Here is a 17,138-nt window from a genome sequence, read left to right on the forward strand (position 1 = left end):
ACAACATAAGCAGCATAAGCTGTAATTGTATCTGTAAAATCTCCCCATACACAGGAAAACATATTTTTATATTTTCTCCTATTTATTTGGGGAATGACTGATTTATTCCCATATTTAAAGTATCATAAACAATAACTAGATTGATTAAATATGCTAAATATATACGCTAACGAAGAATGGGCTATTGAAGCAAAAAAAGCTTTAAACTTTTTTATCTCTAGAATGGGTGACACAAAATGGACAGAAAGAAGGGCAAAGGTTATTTCATATTTTCATAATGTAGAAAGTATTCAATATGGAACTAAAGAAATTAAAACAGGCGAGAAAAAGGCCATATTACCAATAGCAGTATATGAAGATTGGATAGCTTGGTATATGTATTTAGTAGAAAGTATATTTTATCGTCCATCTTGTGGTGATAATTTACAATCCGCAAGGATATTTCCATTCTTTTCAATGATTGGAAAAAATCTTTCAACTCTTCTTGATATCGATGGGATAGAAACTAAAATTGATGAATTGCTAAATGAAAAGAAAAACCAACCTGATGCTATTTTTTTTGAACTAGCAGTTGCAAATTTATATTGTAAAAATGGTTGGAAAGTTTGTTTTATACCAGAAAGTACTTTTTATAAATCTCCAGACTTACAAATAAGAAAAAATGGAAAACAGTATTGGGTAGAATGTAAAAGAATGCAAAAAGTATCTGATTATTCGGAAAGCGAAAGATCAGAATGGCAAAAAAGATCAATAAAGCTATCGGAATTACTTAATAATCTGAAATTATCATATTATATTGACATTACATTCAAGGTTCCAGTTGCAGATACAGATGAAAATATCCTAGTTGATACCTTTATAGATTACTTAAAAGCAAAGGAATCTGGTAAGATTATGGAAAGTAAAACTAATCAAATAGAGGTTGTAATAAAACCCTTAGACATTACTTCTATTAATAAAAATTTAAAAGATAAAAATATTAGAAACCACTCTCCTGAAATAATTGAAGCTTTAATAGGTGAATATATAAGTGGAGGAAATTATGTGACGGCTTTAGGATATGACGAGCTATATAAATTAGGAACGAATAAAGATCTGGATGTTCTAAATATCTATGTAAATAAAATAAATAATGCCTGTATAATGAAGTGGATAAATATTTCCGATTATTCAATTGACATGAAGGCTAAAGATATAAAACGTCTTTTAGTAAAAGCAGTTAATCAAATACCATCAGATAATCCTGGAATTATACATGTTGGTTATGAAAACTTAGATGGACCTTATGTTGAAAGGAAAAGATTCTTGAAAATACAAAATACAATACAAAACTTTGATTATAAAGATAAAGATATTCAGGCCATATTCTGTAATAACATTCAATTACTTGCAACTAGCAATAATTTTGATTGGGCTGAAACAGCTTGTTTTTATAAAAAAAGCATTGACCCTAATCTTAAAAATCATTTACTTTTAGCTGATTCAATTAATAAATTCAATCAACCACATTGGGAAGAGGATATTTATAATTTAGAAAAAAAAGATACTGAAGGCTAATACAGTGAGCCAACTCAGTCTATTCAATTCAGAAGAATTTCATAAATTTCCAGAAGATCATTTTGAACACAGAGAAAAATTCTTCCAACCAAGGGTAGCTGATGAACTCAATGATAATTTACTACATATCAACAACGTACTCAAAAAAATACACAATAAGATCCTATTAATGCCACGTCTCACCACATGGTATGGAAACACCTATTGAATCTAACGAATCAGACAATAATAAAAAGAAAACTAATCCCTGGACTCCAGAACTTTTATCACTGAAAGAAAGAATTGAAAAGAAATTCGAATATCATTTCAATTGTTTCAGAAAAATGGATCACCATCAAAATCAGTTTAGCCTGCCATCACTAATAGCTCATTATGAAAGGTAACCTTCAAGAGTATTGGGAACATAGAATTTAATCTTAATAGGACTTTTAGCTCATTAGAATTTTTGCTACCTCCTCTGTTCTATTACCTATAAAGTTAGAGATTAGATTTATTTTTTTAAGGTTAACACTCTCATCAAATTTTGTCCTTGTACCTTTTCCTTTATAAGCAACAATTCCTTTCTTACCTGAAATCTTTATAATTTTTTTAGATCTATTGTTGTCATATAATATAATTTATAATCAAATATACAAAACTAATTTTTTCTTACATTCATTTGAGTATTTATCAAACCAATCCTTAAAATACTATTTGATTTTTAACAACCATAAAAAATCCCCTTCAATTCATGAAGGGGACATTATCTTTTTAAATATTCGTTACTAAATTAAGCCTAAATTTATTAATCTGAAGGTCATAGCAGAAGAGCTTACTTCAAATTTATTAGCCAATGAAGCAATAGTAGCATCATCATGTAAGTCACATTTCAATCCCACTATTTCTTTTCTAACTAAATGTTCAGGCATAAGAATATTTGCAGCAAAATAATTTGCCTCTTTTTCGATTTTTTCTTCCTTAGAAGTATATCCTTCCGATTTCTTTCTAAAAAAAACATTATCCATAAACATCTTAGACTTTTGAGTATGCAACTTAAAGTGCCCTAGCTCATGTGCTAATGTAAATCTTTTTCTGACATTACTGGATTTTTTATTAACTCCTATTGTTACATTGTCCTCTTCTATAACCAAAACTCCAGAAATATCATCTTCAAAAGGATAATTAATCACACTAATCCCTTCTTTTCCAATTAACTCCTCCAAATTAATTGGAAGGCTCTCAAAAAGAAAAGAGTTTGTATCAATATACTCTCGCGTTATATCAATAATACTTTTTGAAATTGACATTCTATTTGTTGTTTTTTGAAACTATTCTCATAAATTTTACAAAGTCTCTATCTTGTGAAAAAATTGATGGGTCAATACCTACACCAATTATATTTCCTCTCTCAATTGCCGGAATTACTTCTGGTAATAAATCTTTGATATCCACCATAAGATAATTAGCAATTAATATTAAAGTATAAATACTGGGTTTCTGTTTACCTTTCTCTATATTAACGATTGACGGTCGGGATAAATCCAGAAATTTGGCGAGATCATCTTGATTTATCCCTTTCTTAATCCTAATAGAGGAAATATTTGCACCCAAATTTATAAAAAATTGGTTCTCATTCATATTTAGGTTGTTTATTAAGTACTACAAAGATACAATTTAATTTCTATTTTAACAACATTTTAAGAAATTAATTTAAAATTCATTTTAAAAATAGTTTGCATAATTGACATTAGCGACAAATCATGTCGTATTTTTTAAAAAAAAATTAACTATTTATAAATCTATAAATCAATTACTTAAACATAAAAACTCAAGTTAAAATTAACTTTATTGTAAAAAAATATTAAAATTATTTTGGGAATTTAAAAAAGAAATTTTAACTTTGTTGCAGGTTCATGATTAAAATCATAATTCCTAAAAAAAACCAGGCAGTTAAAAAGCCTAGTTTGTAAATATTTCTAATGAAAAGTAGAGGCCGTTGCAAGGCTAATACTTAATCAAAATAAAAAATATTTGTCTTTGCACTTCAAATATATATACTTTTAGAAATATCTTCCAAACTTTTCGCTTTTTTTAACACCATGTTAAATTTTTAATGTGGGCCTGTTATTGTTAATCTAAAAAAATATACCGCCGCAAAATCAATTATTCGCGTGCCACTGAGAGTGGCTAGGGTTACTAAAATGTAACATTTTTTTTAAACATAAACAAAAACAGATGAACACAATAGACAAAAATAGCGATATGCCACCTCTTAAATTTTTAATAGATGGTGAAGAATTCTCAACTACACAACAATATATAACAGGTAGAGAATTAAAAGATAAAAAGAACATTCCATACTCAACGACACTGTATTTAGCGATAAGCAGACCTTATGAAGATGAACTAATAGAAAATGACAGTAGAGTAAATCTTGCAAGACCTGATATAGAACAGTTTTTTGTCAAGAAAAAACTTGAATATTCAATAAATGGTAAAGATTTCATTTCCTATAAACAATTCATTACAGGAAACGAAATTAGAAAAACAGGTAATGTCCCAGACAATCATTTAATTTATTTAGATAATCCTGATGATTGGGATGATATTTTAATTGGGAATAATGACTTTGTCGATCTCGCAAGAGAAGGCAAGGAAAAATTCATTTCAAAGCCTAAGGAAAAAAACTACATTATTGTTAATGGGACAAATCATTTTTGGGATAAAGAATATATCTCTTTTGAAGAAGTGATTAGCCTATCCGGACACATAATGAGCAATCCAAACACAGCATTTACCGTAGCATTTGAAAACGGACCCTTATCTAATCCTGAAGGCGTACTTACAAATGGGAAATCTGTACAGGTAAAACATAAAATGATATTCTATGTCACTGCAACAGATAAATCATAGCCCAGATATTCGTTCTCTTCAAGATGAAGGATACGAAGTGGAAATAAAAGGTGGATACATATGTATCCACCACATTCCTTACGTCAATTTTGAAAGAGAAATTAAATATGGAGTATTGTTTTCGCCATTTCAAATAATTCCAGGCACTGAAAGAATTGGCATTCCTAATGACCATGTAATTCACTTTATTGGAGAAAAGCCATGTCATACAAATGGGAACCCAATATTACCTCTTGAATATATAAATGAAAAGCGAACCCTATCCAAAGACTTAGTAGCGGATTATTCTTTTTCAAATAAACCCCAAAATCCATTTAGAGATTTTTACGAAAAGTTTACAAGCTATATAAGAGTTATATCAAACGAAGCAATCTCTTTGGATGAAACTGGTACAGTAACTGCAAAAACATTCAAGCCAATCATTATAAATGAAACAGAAACACCATTCATATATTTTGATTCAAATTCGTCGAGAGCAAGAATTGATTTTCTTAATGAAAAATTTCTTGGAATGAAAGTGGCAATTATTGGACTGGGTGGAACTGGGAGCTATATTTTAGACTTTATCGCTAAAACCCCTGTCTCTCAAATACATTTATTTGACAACGATACCTTCGAGTCTCATAATGCTTTTAGAGCCCCAGGAGCAGCAAGTGTTGATGAACTTAGTAATCGAGTGTCGAAAGTAGATTATTTAAAAGGAATATACTCAAAAATGCATGCTGGTTTAATCTCTCACCAAGAAATTCTTTCAGAACTTAATATAAATGAACTTGATAATATGGATTTCGTATTTATTTGTATTGATAGAAATGATGCAAGAAATTTCATTTCAAAACATCTGCTTTCAAAAAACATCCCCTTTATTGATAGTGGTCTTGGAATTAATGTTAGAGATGAAAGACTTTGGGGAGCAACAAGAATAACATATAATCAACAGGTCGGAAGTGAATATAATGAAACATCACACAATCCATATAATTCTAATATTCAAATTGCCGAATTAAATGCTTTTAATGCAGTTCATGCAGTAATGAAATGGAAGCAGCATTGTGGTTTTTATGGTGATTCATTAAATCAAAACTCTTCCCACTTTATCATTGAAAACTTTAAATTCTTTCATAATGCAGGTTGAATATAAATTCATGAAAGAAATCCCACAAAACCCCGCACAAGGGGTTTTGTATATATCTATTCAATATAAGGTAGCAGTACATCTATGTGCTTGTGGATGTAAGAATAAAGTTGTTACAAGATTGTCTCCAAAAGATTGGAAATTAATTTTTGATGGGCAAAGTATAACATTATATCCTTCTATTGGAAATTGGAATTTCACCTGTCAATCCCATTATTGGATAAGAAATAACGAATTTCTCTGGATAAAGGAGGAAAAGCCTAGAAAGAAGAAGAAAAAATTTTTTTCTCTTTTCTCAAAAAAAAATTTAAGCAATAACTAAATTATATAAATATGTTTCAAATTAAAGCAATTAAACCCGGGCCCAAGCCTAAAAAAGAAGACGGCTCACACGACAGAAGAAGAAGAGTAACACCTGAAAAAAAGGAAGATTATCCAGAATTAAAGCCTCACAAACATAAACCAGGTGCCTAATTTAAAAGAACCAGTTGACTTAGTTGAATTAGTCAATACTTAATCTGACAGTTATAATCAAAAAGAATAACTTTAAAACAGATTAAGTATTATGACTACACAACAAAAAATCATCAAAAACAAGTTAGGCGTACTTGAATTAGCACAACATTTAGGAAACGTATCCAAAGCCTGCAAGGTAATGGGATATTCCCGAGACAGCTTTTATAGATTCAAAGAACTGTATGAACAAGGTGGAGAACTTGCTTTACAGGAAATTTCCAGAAGAAAACCTGTACTAAAGAATCGTGTAGACGAGTCGATTGAGAAAGCTGTCATTGATATAGCAATTGAGAACCCAGCTTTAGGACAACTTAGAGTAAGTAATGAGCTCAGAAAGAAAGGTTTTATTGTTTCACCTGGTGGAGTTAGAAGTATCTGGCTCAGACATGATCTCCATACCTTTAAGCTTCGTTTAAAAGCTTTGGAAACTAAATCAGCACAAGAAGGCATTGTCCTTACAGAAAGTCAACTTACTGTTTTAGAAAAAGCGAAGGAAGAAAAGAAGGCTCATGGTGAGATAGAAACTTATCATCCAGGGTATTTAGGAGCACAGGACACATATTACGTAGGAAATATTAAAGGAGTTGGTCATATTTATCAGCAAACTTTTATAGATACCTATTCTAAGGTTGCATTTGCAAAGTTATATGACCGTAAGAATGCACTTATTGCCGCTGATATGCTTAACGATCAAGTTGTTCCTTTCTTTGAGCAGCAGGAACTTCGCTTACTTAGAGTTTTGACCGACAGAGGAACTGAATACTGTGGAATAAGAGAACAACACGAATATCAGTTATATTTGGCTATTGAAGATATTGACCATACCAAAACAAAAGCTAAAAGTCCACAAACCAACGGTATTTGTGAACGTTTTCACAGAACCATACAAGACGAGTTTTATGCAGTTGCTTTCAGAAAGAAAATTTACAGAAGTATTGAAGAACTCCAATTGGATCTTAGCAGCTGGCTATCGTATTACAACCAAGAAAGAACACATACAGGAAAGCATTGTTACGGTAAAACCCCGATGCAAACGTTTTTGGATAGTAAATCTCTTGCAAAAGAGAAATTATTGGAAACTCTTGCAGAGGAACAAAAAATCCTTACTTTTGGAAGTAAGGAAAATATTGGATAACTGACAATTATTTTTAACCCCTAAATGTCAGATTAAGTCGTGGCTATTACAACTTAGTCAACTGGTTTTATCAATCTATAAAACACTTTCTTTCGGTATCAATAGACGAAAGTATTATTTACATTAATTTATAAAATTTTGCACTAACAATTAATTTTTTGTAATTGACAATGAAGAAATAATCTACTTTTCTTCACTTTTAATTCTATCTTCTTCTAATACTTCTGCCATAATTTTTGCTTGTAATTTACAATCAATAAGTTCAACTTTCAAACTATCAATTGTTTTATTTTTAGCTGTCAAATTAGTTTCACCTGCTCTTTTCTGTACTTACATTGTACCATGCTGTATTATCCGTTTCATTATCCTAATATCAATTTTCATTTCTATTATCCATAACTTTATATATTGCTTAGTATTTAAAATATAATCCCCGCACAAGTTTCTTCAAAGTAATTGCAGCTGAAAGATTCAGTTTAGCACAACGTTTCTTATTAATTTTATGAATAATATAATTATATATCAACATATATTTTTAGATCAAGGCACCCATTTAGGAAAATAAGTGCCTATTATTTAGAATTTTACTAATTATTAATATACGCAAAGAACAATAAAATTATATATTAAATGAAAAATTATCGGATATAAATAATTCCTTTCTTTTAAGTATATTAATGATGTTATGATTGTAAGAAAAAATGTATAACACATTTGCTCTAATGAAGGCAAATGATTAATGCTAAATAAAAATGAAATAAAAAGAGTAATAAAAATAGGTGAGATATTTTTTTTCAATAAAAATTCAATTGGAATTATTTTTTTAAAGATTTCTTCATATAGTGGAGCTACTAAAATAGCACTAATTAAATAATAATCATATTTATTAGACAAGTGAAAAGCACATTCAAAAATATCATTACTAATAAGAACTATGGCATAAGAATATAATATACTTGCTACAAAATATAAAAATATTTTTTTTGAAGAAATACCTTTAAATCCAATATAATCACTTACTTTTTTATTCGAAATCATGATTGTCACAAAAAACAGGCCAGCAACAATCAATCTACTGCATATAATACTTAAATCATAATTAATTTGATTATCATAGCCTCCTAACCATTTTATAAATAAAAAATTGATAATAAATTCTACTAGAAAATAAAGTAAAATTATCAGGATTGGCATAATATAATTATTTTTTCTTTTCATTATTATCTTTATTATCTGTTTTTTTATTATGCCATAGCAAATGATTCAAGGCGACTCCCATTCTATAACCATCATATGCAGACTTAGTTGATGGTCCATCGACAGATCCTATAGGCGCAGGCCCTGCAGTAGCAGGTGGGCACTCTGAACAATAGGGAGCTATTCCTGAGCCAGAAGTAGCGCTACCAACGCCGTTTATGACTTTAGAAACCCCACTTTCAGGTGCAGTGAAATTTTCCTTAAAATTTTCCTGTACAAAATCTTTAGCATTAAAATCAAATTCCATATTTGGGTAATTATAAGTATTATAATTATCCTGCGAAAACTTATCTACACCATATATCTTAGCATTATCTGCTAATTTCGCATCTACAATAAGTCCAAATCCAGATTTTTTACCGATTGTATTATAACTGACATTTCCTTCATTAGCCCAACTTCCTGTTACCGAAACTCCTCCTCCTTCTTCCAATTTAATATTGCCTACTGATTGCTTATCAGAATTTACAAGATTAATTGAATGAGAGGCACCAAGATACTCTTCTTTGTCAGACAATCTTGCATAAGCATTACTAGATGTTAATTTTGCGTCATAGACAAAATCACCAGCTTCATCCTTATACCAATCTTCATTTCTTCCATCCGGATCAATAAATATTAGAGGATTATTATAAGCATATCGATATGGTGTCCATCTTGTATCTTTCTCCGCCAAAGGATCCACCACTCCCCATCTTCCTAAATCCGGCATATACATTCTCGCTCCATAATCAAAAAAGCCTGTTTCCTGTAATTCCTTACCATTATACTTGTAAGACCTATAACTTCCGAAATAAGAATTACTCAGTCCTCCTGAGATATGGCTTAACCCAAATGCATAATAGTTGTTGGTATCAGTAATTTCAAGAGCTCCTGTGCTGTCTTTACCAAAGCTCATCCTTGTATTTCCAAGGTGGTCTTTGTACTGATAAATATAGCGGTTTTCTGCAAAACTGTAAACTCCTTCTGTAGTATGTACAAAATCAAGCCTCCATTCCGGGGTAATTGTACCGGGATTAAAAATACCTTTATATGCCTGTTGCTCATAGGCATGCTCCGTACGGCAGGTTAGACAGATCCCTCCTCCCTCAAAATAGTTGTACTGAAAACCATCCAGATAATCTGTAATTGTAATACTGGCCAGACCACGAGGTGGGGCACTGGAATACGTTTTACGTACTTTTACGCCATCTGCACGGTATAAATAATCCAAGCCAATATTCATAGCAGGTCCAAAAGGACTACTCTGTGTAATGGAATAAGAATCAGGTAAACTCAGATAATTATATACAATACTCCAGATTCCTTTATCCTTCATAGTGGTCATGCTGCCATTCAGGTCATAGTCAATTACATTGTTTCCTCCCTCATAACCGGTATCATTCAATGCATTTTCTATCACCTGAGTCAAACGGTTGCCATTATAGATATAGTCAAGGTTATCCACCAATGTCGAAGTCTGACCCGATACAGGAATAGCCCTTCTTTTAAGATTGCTGATATTCCCATTCACATCATAAGTCAGGTATTCGTCATAATTACCGCTAACTCCTGTTGAAGGCTCTTTATAAAACGCATTGGTTAACCTGTTCAATACATCATATTCATAATTATAACGCTTCAAAAGGTTTTCAGAACCGTTATTCCAGTCAATTTCAGCAATGTTACCATTAAACTTCCCAACGGATTGAGTATTAACAGGATTATTATATCTCATCTCATAACCAAAAAGTTTACCGTTCAGGTTAGAAGGATCATTGATTTTGGTCATCCAGCCTCTGATATTATACTTATAATCCATCTGCTGCAAAGGCGAAGCTGCTGCAGTCCCTCCCACTTTCTTGGACTCAAGCTGAGAAAGCTCATTGTATTTATTCTGCGTAAGATATTCAACAGCATTATTATCCACCTGATGTTTATGAACCAATAACCTGTTCTGGCTGTCATATTCAAAGGTTTCTGTAATAACCCTTTCAACGTCGGTATCTAAACGTTTATGTCGGGTAACAGTCATTTTTGGCGTGCCTGAAAAATCAAGCTGGCTCTCTGTTCCTGTATATCCTCCCAGATGGTTTACGGAATGAGTTCCTACTGCTCTTCCCCGGAAATCATAATAGAAATACGTTTTGGTCCAGTTATCATCCTCTACGTTCTTTACATAAGAAGCCGTTGGCATTCCCTGAGTACTCACACTGCTCGCTGCATTGATCACAGGCTGGTCTAAAATAACAGTAGGTGGAAACTTCTTAGTATCCCGGGGATAATTGTCATAGTAATTAATGCTCAGAATAGTCTGGGAATCCGATAGAAAATTGTTCGTATAGTATACCATAATCCCAGGCCTGTTAAAGCCGGTAGCAGTCTGCTCTTCTACAATATTCTGACTGCCAAGCTGGTTCTGCATCGTTTCACGGTCTCCACCAGATATAATTCCCGTGTAGGCCACACGTCCAAATTTGTCATACTTGGTAAAAAGCCACTGACCTTTCCCTTCCATTACAGTATCACGAGTCAAAATAAGACGGTCCTGTTTGTCATACACCATATATTCCCAGCCTTTCCCAGGAAGCTTCTTTTGCGCAAGCCTGCCCCGGCCGTCATAACGGTACTGGTAGCAAAGCTCATTAAGTAAAGAATCCGTCATAGATGCAGAAACACCTTTTGGAGGTATAACAAAGGCTAACTGGTCATACTCATTATAAACATAATACGTATCTGCATTCAATGTCGGACTGATAACTTTCCTTACCAGTATCACCTGACCTTTCGCATTTTTAAATTCCTGGGTCTCATTGCCATCTTCATCCTTTACCATATTCTTATACAGCTGCCCAGATGGATAAGCAATGGCAGGAGCAGGGTCAAAACTGCTCTTGGTTGTTCCCTGATACCAGCTTGAAGAGATAAGATAATGGTAAACTTCTCCAGTTCCATTGGTGCCGTAGTCATATTTTACAGGCTTGCCTGACCAGGCTGTTCCTACCTGAACCTGTTCCTGAATCCGGTTTAAAGGAGAGCTTTCAAGTCTTTTCTCAGAATAGATCTTTTCATTCCCATAAATATCGGGATTAACAGCATTGGACAGCGGGGAAGCATAGATACCCCCATTTAAGGTCCCGCTCTGAGGGACAGGAAGATAATCATTAACCTGCCTTCCAAACCCATCATATTCGTATTTCGTTACTACATCCTTACCCGTAGGAGAGCCTTTTATAGCAATAGACTGCTTAGGTCTTGAAAGTCCGTCATAGTACTGGACATTTTCTGTTACTTTTAAGTTCGTATGGTCAAGATAGGTCTTCGTATAGATATAATTCTCTGCCGGTGAAAGCTGACCTTGCAATGAGCCAGCCAGCAGGATTCCTATTGGAATTATGAGTTTCTTCATCAGTTTAGTTTTTAAAATGGTATTGGTATTCTTTTAAGGTCTTATAGGATACATTGCCAGCAGCATCCCTAACCTCCTGCTTGATCTCTTTAATCCTGTTTTCTGTATCATAAAAATAGAGTTCCTTTAACCCTGAAGGCTGTACGATACTTCTCACTCCCACTAAAGGATCATAAGTATAAGTCGTAATCAGCGCTCCAGGCACTGCCGTTTTCCTGAAAGTATCCAAGGCACTCAACAACGCTGATTCATCATTATCCAATCCCGCTGATGCATCCGTATTCGATGTATTGACAATAGTATCAATTAAGGACTGCTGGATATCTGATTTTCTCACCCCTTCCACTTTGGCAATGGGTTGCGTTTTATTGTATCCCCAGATAATTGTAACAGGTGTACCTTCTTTCAAAGTATACTCCTCCAGATTTCCCTTACTATCGTATTTATCATACTTTATCTTTGTTTCCATAGCATTGGTCAAGGTATTCAAACCCGTAACTGCATCAGGAAAAAGACTCGTGGTAGAAGCATCATAAATAATTTCTGTTTTGGCAACCGCTTTCTCTGCAACCATGGTATTTAGCTTTTGGGTTACACCCGTTTCCAATGGAATACTGATCATATTGGCATTGATAAGCTTCTGGTTATTCTTCTCCGTAGCATACAAATAATTGGTCTTTGTCGTACTGCCATCAGGAAGAAGCTGTGTAGACAATGACGGATAATCAAAAGAATTATAAGTATTATTTGTGGTGCTCGTTACTGAACTCTGTACTCCATTCTTATAAAAATAAGATGTCTCAACTTTCTTAGATGGCAATGTGATACCATATTTTGTAAAATATTTATAAGGTGTAGCTAGAATGACTTGGGGGAAATATTGCTGAAAGGCACTATAGTATTTATACTTGTATCTTTCAGGATTAATATTATTATAAAAATTATCTTTTGCTTTTATTCCTTCAAGTTTTTCAAATACATAGCTCGCATACTCATTATTAACTTCTGAAAGTATCTTACCATCCATATCATATTTTTTCTCAAAAACCATCTGCCCTCTAAGGTAATCATGATTGGTAATCGGTAAAATAGGCATAGTTGGCACAAACATTTCCGGGTTAGGAAAATCAATAGGCGATCTGAATTTATAAACCGTTTTTCCATTATCCGTAATGCTGTTATTGCTGCCTCGCACAATCTGCTTTAAGGTTACATACTGATATCCAACATCTGAACCCTGTGTTTTTTCAGATGGAATGATATTATAGTTGGTAGTCGTATCAGATGTACAGCTATAAGATAAATAGCCATCAGAAAGAGTTGGGTGATACTCATATGTAATTCCTTCTTCATATCTGAAAACAGGTTCCGGGAAAACTAAAGCTCCACTGCTTTTTTGAGAATCGTTAATATCAGTATAATCATATATAAATTCCTTTGCCGGATTTGTCGAACCAGCATCATCAAAATATTTAATATTATTAACCCTTAATCCACCTCCTTTTTTGGTCAAGTAACTCGTAAAATAATGCTCTTTTGTAGTCGCTGTATAATTGTATGATACAGGCATATGTGTATATCCATAACTTCCAGTAAATGATGCATAATAAGTACCTGGCTGCAGATCCACTTCTCCATCGAACTCGGTAATTGGCTGTGAATTCTCACCAGGATTATGGCTTGGGCACTGTACATTACCATTATTTAAGCAAGACTGCCATGACATTTCCCAAAAATGTAATGAAGGAGAATATGTGTTACTTCCGGTTTTTTGGTAAATATCAAATCTCCAGTTTGAGTATATTAAACTTCCCAAATCAAGATGCAGCTTTACCTTTTGCGGTGAAAGTATTGTAAAAAATTCTTTTTTCTGCGAAGGGCTAAATGAGGGGATATCCAATGTAAAAGTACTAACTGAATCCACCCATTCTCCTGTAATAGGTTCCATTGGCAGGTTGAACCCGGCAGCGTGGCTATAAATATTTTCTCCAAAATCAAAAACTACTTTGCCTTTGGTTGGATAAGTAATAGAGTTGATAACATCTTGGGTAATGTAAATCGGTTTATAAGGCTCTGGTCCTTTGTAGTATCCCCAACTATCTTTTCCAAAAGTTTTATCAAAACTATTATAAGCAATATTATATTCATTTATGTTATTTCCTAAACTCGATTTTGTGATTTTTTTCAGCAAAAGCTTTTGCAGAAAACCCTGAGGATAGGGAGGATTATAAAAGGATGTGTTTGAATAATCATAATCAAAAGAATATTTATCAACGTACTGGCTATTACTCTGTCCTGTAAAATTGCTTTGAATTGATTTTAATTTATACAAATTAGAGGCGTTCAGATAATTAGAATCGGTTCTTCCCTTCTCATAGAAAAAGTTTACTGTTCCTTTATCTGTTATTGCAATACTGGTCAGAAGTTTCGTGTTTGCAGTATTATATACAGTTTGAGCTTCTATAGCTCCAGGCATTTGAGGATCAGGATTCATTGTGGTATTAGAGTAATTGTATGTAATGTTTCCTGCAAGCCTATTTGTTCTTGTTTCCGGATCCTTATACTCAACTTGCGAAGCTTGATCATAGTTAAAGGTAAGCAATACATTATTACTTGGATCTTTAACTTTTTCCAAATGAAATGCTGTAAAATATATTCCTCCACCAAGATTAGTAGCTATATCACTGGAACCATTAAGCAGCCCAACTTTTACAGTAGATACATTTTTTGAGGAAGTTTCCATTCCTCGAAATAAATATTGATTCCCTTTATCGTCTGTAATGGTAATTGTCTGCACTTCACCACCCGAATCATGGGTACTTGTAATTTTTAAATTATTCCGATCCAGCTTTTCAGCTATAAAATTACCATTAGGATCTTTTTTAATGATAAATCTTCCGGAATAACCCATAAAATTATACTGATACAGATCATACTCAGTGTCATAAGTACCAATTCCCACATAAAATGCATATTCGTTGATATTCCAATTGGTAAGCTGGTCAAATATCAATTTGTAGGTTGGGTTATTTTCATGTCTATAGATTCCATATTTTATTGCAGGAGGAGAAGACATAAAAGTAGATTCTATTTTGCCATCAGCAACTCCTCCCCTTACTGTTCTTGTAATGGTTCCTCCTGCTAATAAATTCCAACCAAGCCCCGTTTCTCCAGCTTTATCATCCGGTTTTGCACTTAACGGATGGTATTTTAACTGGACATTTAGATTAATGTTAGAGTTACTTGTTGGAATATTAAAAAGAGGGATACTGATGTCTGGAATTCCTGTATAATAACTTACCGGCACTTCTTCAAACTTCATTAAATTATTTGAAGTAGGAGCTGCTGGAAATATTTTATTAATATTATCTACATCTTTATTAAAATCATTACCTGTTTGAGCATTTAACTGACAATAAATATTTGCCAGAATAGCTACAGTTAATATTTTTCTTTTCATGGTTATTTTTTTATCAGTTTAGCATTCGCTGTTTTATTGTTATCAGTTTTTATGGTCACCAGATAAGCTCCCTGAATGAGTGCCTGAGTATTGATCTTAGTCACTTTATTTTTTGTTTTCAGACTCTGAAGCTGTCTTCCGCTCATGTCATACAACAGAATATCTGCATCTTTAAAGTCAAAACCAATTTCCACATAGGCATAATCAGAAACAGGATTTGGATAGATTTTGATATCGTATTTTTCAATTAACTGATCCACCTGCTTGTCTCCAAGCTTCACGATCTTCCAGTTCTCTTTTCCGAGCTCTTCTGCACTGGTTCCTGCCAGAATAATGGAACCGTCTCTGTTCAGTTTTAAATCAGACAATCTCTCTTCCTTCTTTCTGGATTCTCCACCCACGTGTTTTCTCCATTGCTCATTGCCATTATGATCCAAATACAACATCCAGAACGTTTCATCATCAGTTTCTACTCTTCCCTCTGTCTGAGTATAGCCTCCTAATAAAATTCCTTTAGAAGATTTATCGTCTGCTGAATGAAGAACACTCATACTCATAAGTATGTCCCTGTTTTTGAAATTGTAAGATTTCTGCCACTGCTCTTCGCCTCTTTCATTTAATGATATCAGCCAAAGGTCCGATCCTTCTTCAAGGCCTACAGTTTTATTCCCTGACCTGTCTGATCTGGATTCTCCGCCAATGATAAAGCCAGTTGAAGTTAATGCCAGAGTTCTTATATGATCATCACCTTTACCTCCAAAGTTCTTTTCCCATTCTACTTTTCCGCTCTTGTCTAACTTGACAATCCAGTAGTCACCTTCACCGAAGTTTTCGGTTTTCTTTATTCCTCCAAGTGAACTTCTGGAATAAATTCCAAGTAATGCTCCACCGTCACGAGTTGGAATCATCTTCTCTACTTCATCTAAGCCTTTTCCTCCTAAAATCAATTGGGACAGTTCTTTTCCATCCTTATCTAGTTTTGTAATCAAAACATCTTTGGAGCCGTAACCTTTTGAAGAGTTTTGTACGTTTCCAGCCACAAAGAATCCCTGATCTGTAGTCTGAATTACAGCTCTTGCTTCTTCATCAGAACTTGATCCAATATTTTTTTGCCATAGCTCGTCTCCAAATTCATTAATTCTGATCAGCCAGATATCAGATCCACCTTTAGAATCTTCTTTTTTATCAAGACCTTTTCCTGAATAGGAAGTTCCGGCTAATAGAAATCCGCCATCCTGAGTGGTAACGGTTGCGGATAAATAATCGTGGTTTTGTCCTGAAAAGTATTTTTCCCAGACTTCTTCTCCCTGTTGATTCAGCTTTACAAGGTGAAAATCATAACCATTATTTTGCCTATTCGCTTGTTGTAGTTTGTCGCTCTGAATAGAGCTTCCTGTGATCAGATACTGTTGATCTATTGTAGTGGTAACCTGGCTTAGAAAATCCTGAGTAGAGGATTTGATGTCTTTCTGCCACACTACTTTCTGAGCAGATGTACCCAGAATAGCGCATAAGGTAAGCGCAGCAAGATAAATTTTTTTCATTCTCGTGTTGTTGTTTGAGTTAGTAATTAGTCTTTATTAAATACGTAGCAATTTAACATTTTTTTAGAAACAATAAATGCTTTTATTATAATTAAAATGATTACAATTATACTTTTAAAGCATGTGATTTATATTAATATCACAAAAATATATTGATTAAACGACAAAACTTGTCGTATCAATAATAATTATTGATTAAGATCATACACAACTGTAAAGACAAAAGCAAAATTTAAATATAATTCTACAATGAA

13 protein-coding genes are annotated in these 17,138 nt (G+C 33.2%); 7 read left to right on the plus strand and 6 right to left on the minus strand.

Going from position 1 to position 17,138, the window contains the following annotated elements; translation table 11 throughout:
• Window positions 1-150: 150 nt before the first annotated feature.
• Window positions 151-1,557, plus strand: a complete 1,407-nt coding sequence (locus CLU97_RS02875; protein ID WP_121486610.1) for a hypothetical protein — start codon at window positions 151-153, stop codon at window positions 1,555-1,557.
• A gap of 191 nt (window positions 1,558-1,748) precedes the next feature.
• A complete protein-coding gene (locus CLU97_RS23465; RefSeq protein ID WP_147436423.1) occupies window positions 1,749-1,940 on the plus strand; it encodes a hypothetical protein in 192 nt (63 codons plus the stop codon).
• Between the two features lie 381 nt (window positions 1,941-2,321).
• Here CLU97_RS23465 and CLU97_RS02880 read toward each other — a convergent pair whose 3' ends face one another.
• Window positions 2,322-2,843 carry an ImmA/IrrE family metallo-endopeptidase gene (locus tag CLU97_RS02880; protein WP_121486611.1) on the minus strand — a complete coding sequence of 174 codons (522 nt, stop codon included), beginning with the start codon at window positions 2,841-2,843 and terminating at the stop codon, window positions 2,322-2,324.
• Between the two features lies 1 nt (window position 2,844).
• A complete protein-coding gene (locus CLU97_RS02885) occupies window positions 2,845-3,174 on the minus strand; it encodes a helix-turn-helix domain-containing protein (RefSeq protein WP_121486612.1) in 330 nt (109 codons plus the stop codon).
• Window positions 3,175-3,771: 597 nt separating this feature from the next.
• On the opposite strand from CLU97_RS02885, the gene CLU97_RS02890 reads away from it, so the two are divergent.
• The 5 genes from CLU97_RS02890 (at window position 3,772) to CLU97_RS02905 (ending at window position 7,235) form a co-directional block, all read left to right on the plus strand.
• The gene (locus CLU97_RS02890) at window positions 3,772-4,449 is read left to right on the plus strand and encodes a multiubiquitin domain-containing protein (RefSeq protein ID WP_121486613.1); all 678 of its coding nucleotides are present in this window, start codon (window positions 3,772-3,774) and stop codon (window positions 4,447-4,449) included.
• Window positions 4,424-5,584 carry a ThiF family adenylyltransferase gene (locus CLU97_RS02895; protein ID WP_121486614.1) on the plus strand — a complete coding sequence of 387 codons (1,161 nt, stop codon included), beginning with the start codon at window positions 4,424-4,426 and terminating at the stop codon, window positions 5,582-5,584. The genes CLU97_RS02890 and CLU97_RS02895 overlap by 26 nt, the downstream gene beginning before the upstream one ends.
• Window positions 5,585-5,594: 10 nt before the next feature.
• Complete coding sequence (locus tag CLU97_RS02900; protein WP_228437490.1) at window positions 5,595-5,906, plus strand: DUF6527 family protein; 312 nt, start codon at window positions 5,595-5,597, stop codon at window positions 5,904-5,906.
• 11 nt (window positions 5,907-5,917) lie between these two features.
• The gene (locus CLU97_RS23530; protein ID WP_183084504.1) at window positions 5,918-6,058 is read left to right on the plus strand and encodes a hypothetical protein; all 141 of its coding nucleotides are present in this window, start codon (window positions 5,918-5,920) and stop codon (window positions 6,056-6,058) included.
• A gap of 91 nt (window positions 6,059-6,149) precedes the next feature.
• Window positions 6,150-7,235, plus strand: a complete 1,086-nt coding sequence (locus CLU97_RS02905; protein ID WP_121486615.1) for an IS481 family transposase — start codon at window positions 6,150-6,152, stop codon at window positions 7,233-7,235.
• 594 nt (window positions 7,236-7,829) lie between these two features.
• Here the strand turns inward: CLU97_RS02905 and CLU97_RS02910 are convergent.
• From CLU97_RS02910 to CLU97_RS02925, 4 genes are read right to left on the minus strand one after another with little or no spacing between them, the layout of a single operon-like run.
• Window positions 7,830-8,453 (minus strand): CPBP family intramembrane glutamic endopeptidase, encoded by a 624-nt coding sequence (locus tag CLU97_RS02910; RefSeq protein ID WP_121486616.1) that lies wholly within the window; start codon window positions 8,451-8,453, stop codon window positions 7,830-7,832.
• Window positions 8,437-11,880, minus strand: a complete 3,444-nt coding sequence (locus CLU97_RS02915; RefSeq protein WP_121486617.1) for a DUF6443 domain-containing protein — start codon at window positions 11,878-11,880, stop codon at window positions 8,437-8,439. Before CLU97_RS02915 ends, CLU97_RS02910 begins: the two co-directional genes overlap by 17 nt.
• A 4-nt stretch (window positions 11,881-11,884) precedes the next feature.
• The gene (locus CLU97_RS02920) at window positions 11,885-15,340 is read right to left on the minus strand and encodes a hypothetical protein (RefSeq protein ID WP_121486618.1); all 3,456 of its coding nucleotides are present in this window, start codon (window positions 15,338-15,340) and stop codon (window positions 11,885-11,887) included.
• A gap of 2 nt (window positions 15,341-15,342) precedes the next feature.
• The gene (locus tag CLU97_RS02925) at window positions 15,343-16,884 is read right to left on the minus strand and encodes a T9SS type A sorting domain-containing protein (RefSeq protein WP_121486619.1); all 1,542 of its coding nucleotides are present in this window, start codon (window positions 16,882-16,884) and stop codon (window positions 15,343-15,345) included.
• Window positions 16,885-17,138 lie beyond the last annotated feature (254 nt).

Source organism: Chryseobacterium sp. 7 (genome assembly GCF_003663845.1).
Taxonomy (GTDB): Bacteria; Bacteroidota; Bacteroidia; order Flavobacteriales; family Weeksellaceae; genus Chryseobacterium.

What these genes read in the sequence shown, in the direction of transcription:
- CLU97_RS02875 (WP_121486610.1), top strand. Translation starts at nt 151, where the DNA reads ATGCTAAATATATACGCTAACGAAGAATGGGCTATTGAAGCAAAAAAA.
- CLU97_RS23465 (WP_147436423.1), top strand. Translation starts at nt 1,749, where the DNA reads ATGGAAACACCTATTGAATCTAACGAATCAGACAATAATAAAAAGAAA.
- CLU97_RS02880 (WP_121486611.1), bottom strand. Translation starts at nt 2,843, where the DNA reads ATGTCAATTTCAAAAAGTATTATTGATATAACGCGAGAGTATATTGAT.
- CLU97_RS02885 (WP_121486612.1), bottom strand. Translation starts at nt 3,174, where the DNA reads ATGAATGAGAACCAATTTTTTATAAATTTGGGTGCAAATATTTCCTCT.
- CLU97_RS02890 (WP_121486613.1), top strand. Translation starts at nt 3,772, where the DNA reads ATGAACACAATAGACAAAAATAGCGATATGCCACCTCTTAAATTTTTA.
- CLU97_RS02895 (WP_121486614.1), top strand. Translation starts at nt 4,424, where the DNA reads ATGTCACTGCAACAGATAAATCATAGCCCAGATATTCGTTCTCTTCAA.
- CLU97_RS02900 (WP_228437490.1), top strand. Translation starts at nt 5,595, where the DNA reads ATGAAAGAAATCCCACAAAACCCCGCACAAGGGGTTTTGTATATATCT.
- CLU97_RS23530 (WP_183084504.1), top strand. Translation starts at nt 5,918, where the DNA reads ATGTTTCAAATTAAAGCAATTAAACCCGGGCCCAAGCCTAAAAAAGAA.
- CLU97_RS02905 (WP_121486615.1), top strand. Translation starts at nt 6,150, where the DNA reads ATGACTACACAACAAAAAATCATCAAAAACAAGTTAGGCGTACTTGAA.
- CLU97_RS02910 (WP_121486616.1), bottom strand. Translation starts at nt 8,453, where the DNA reads ATGAAAAGAAAAAATAATTATATTATGCCAATCCTGATAATTTTACTT.
- CLU97_RS02915 (WP_121486617.1), bottom strand. Translation starts at nt 11,880, where the DNA reads ATGAAGAAACTCATAATTCCAATAGGAATCCTGCTGGCTGGCTCATTG.
- CLU97_RS02920 (WP_121486618.1), bottom strand. Translation starts at nt 15,340, where the DNA reads ATGAAAAGAAAAATATTAACTGTAGCTATTCTGGCAAATATTTATTGT.
- CLU97_RS02925 (WP_121486619.1), bottom strand. Translation starts at nt 16,884, where the DNA reads ATGAAAAAAATTTATCTTGCTGCGCTTACCTTATGCGCTATTCTGGGT.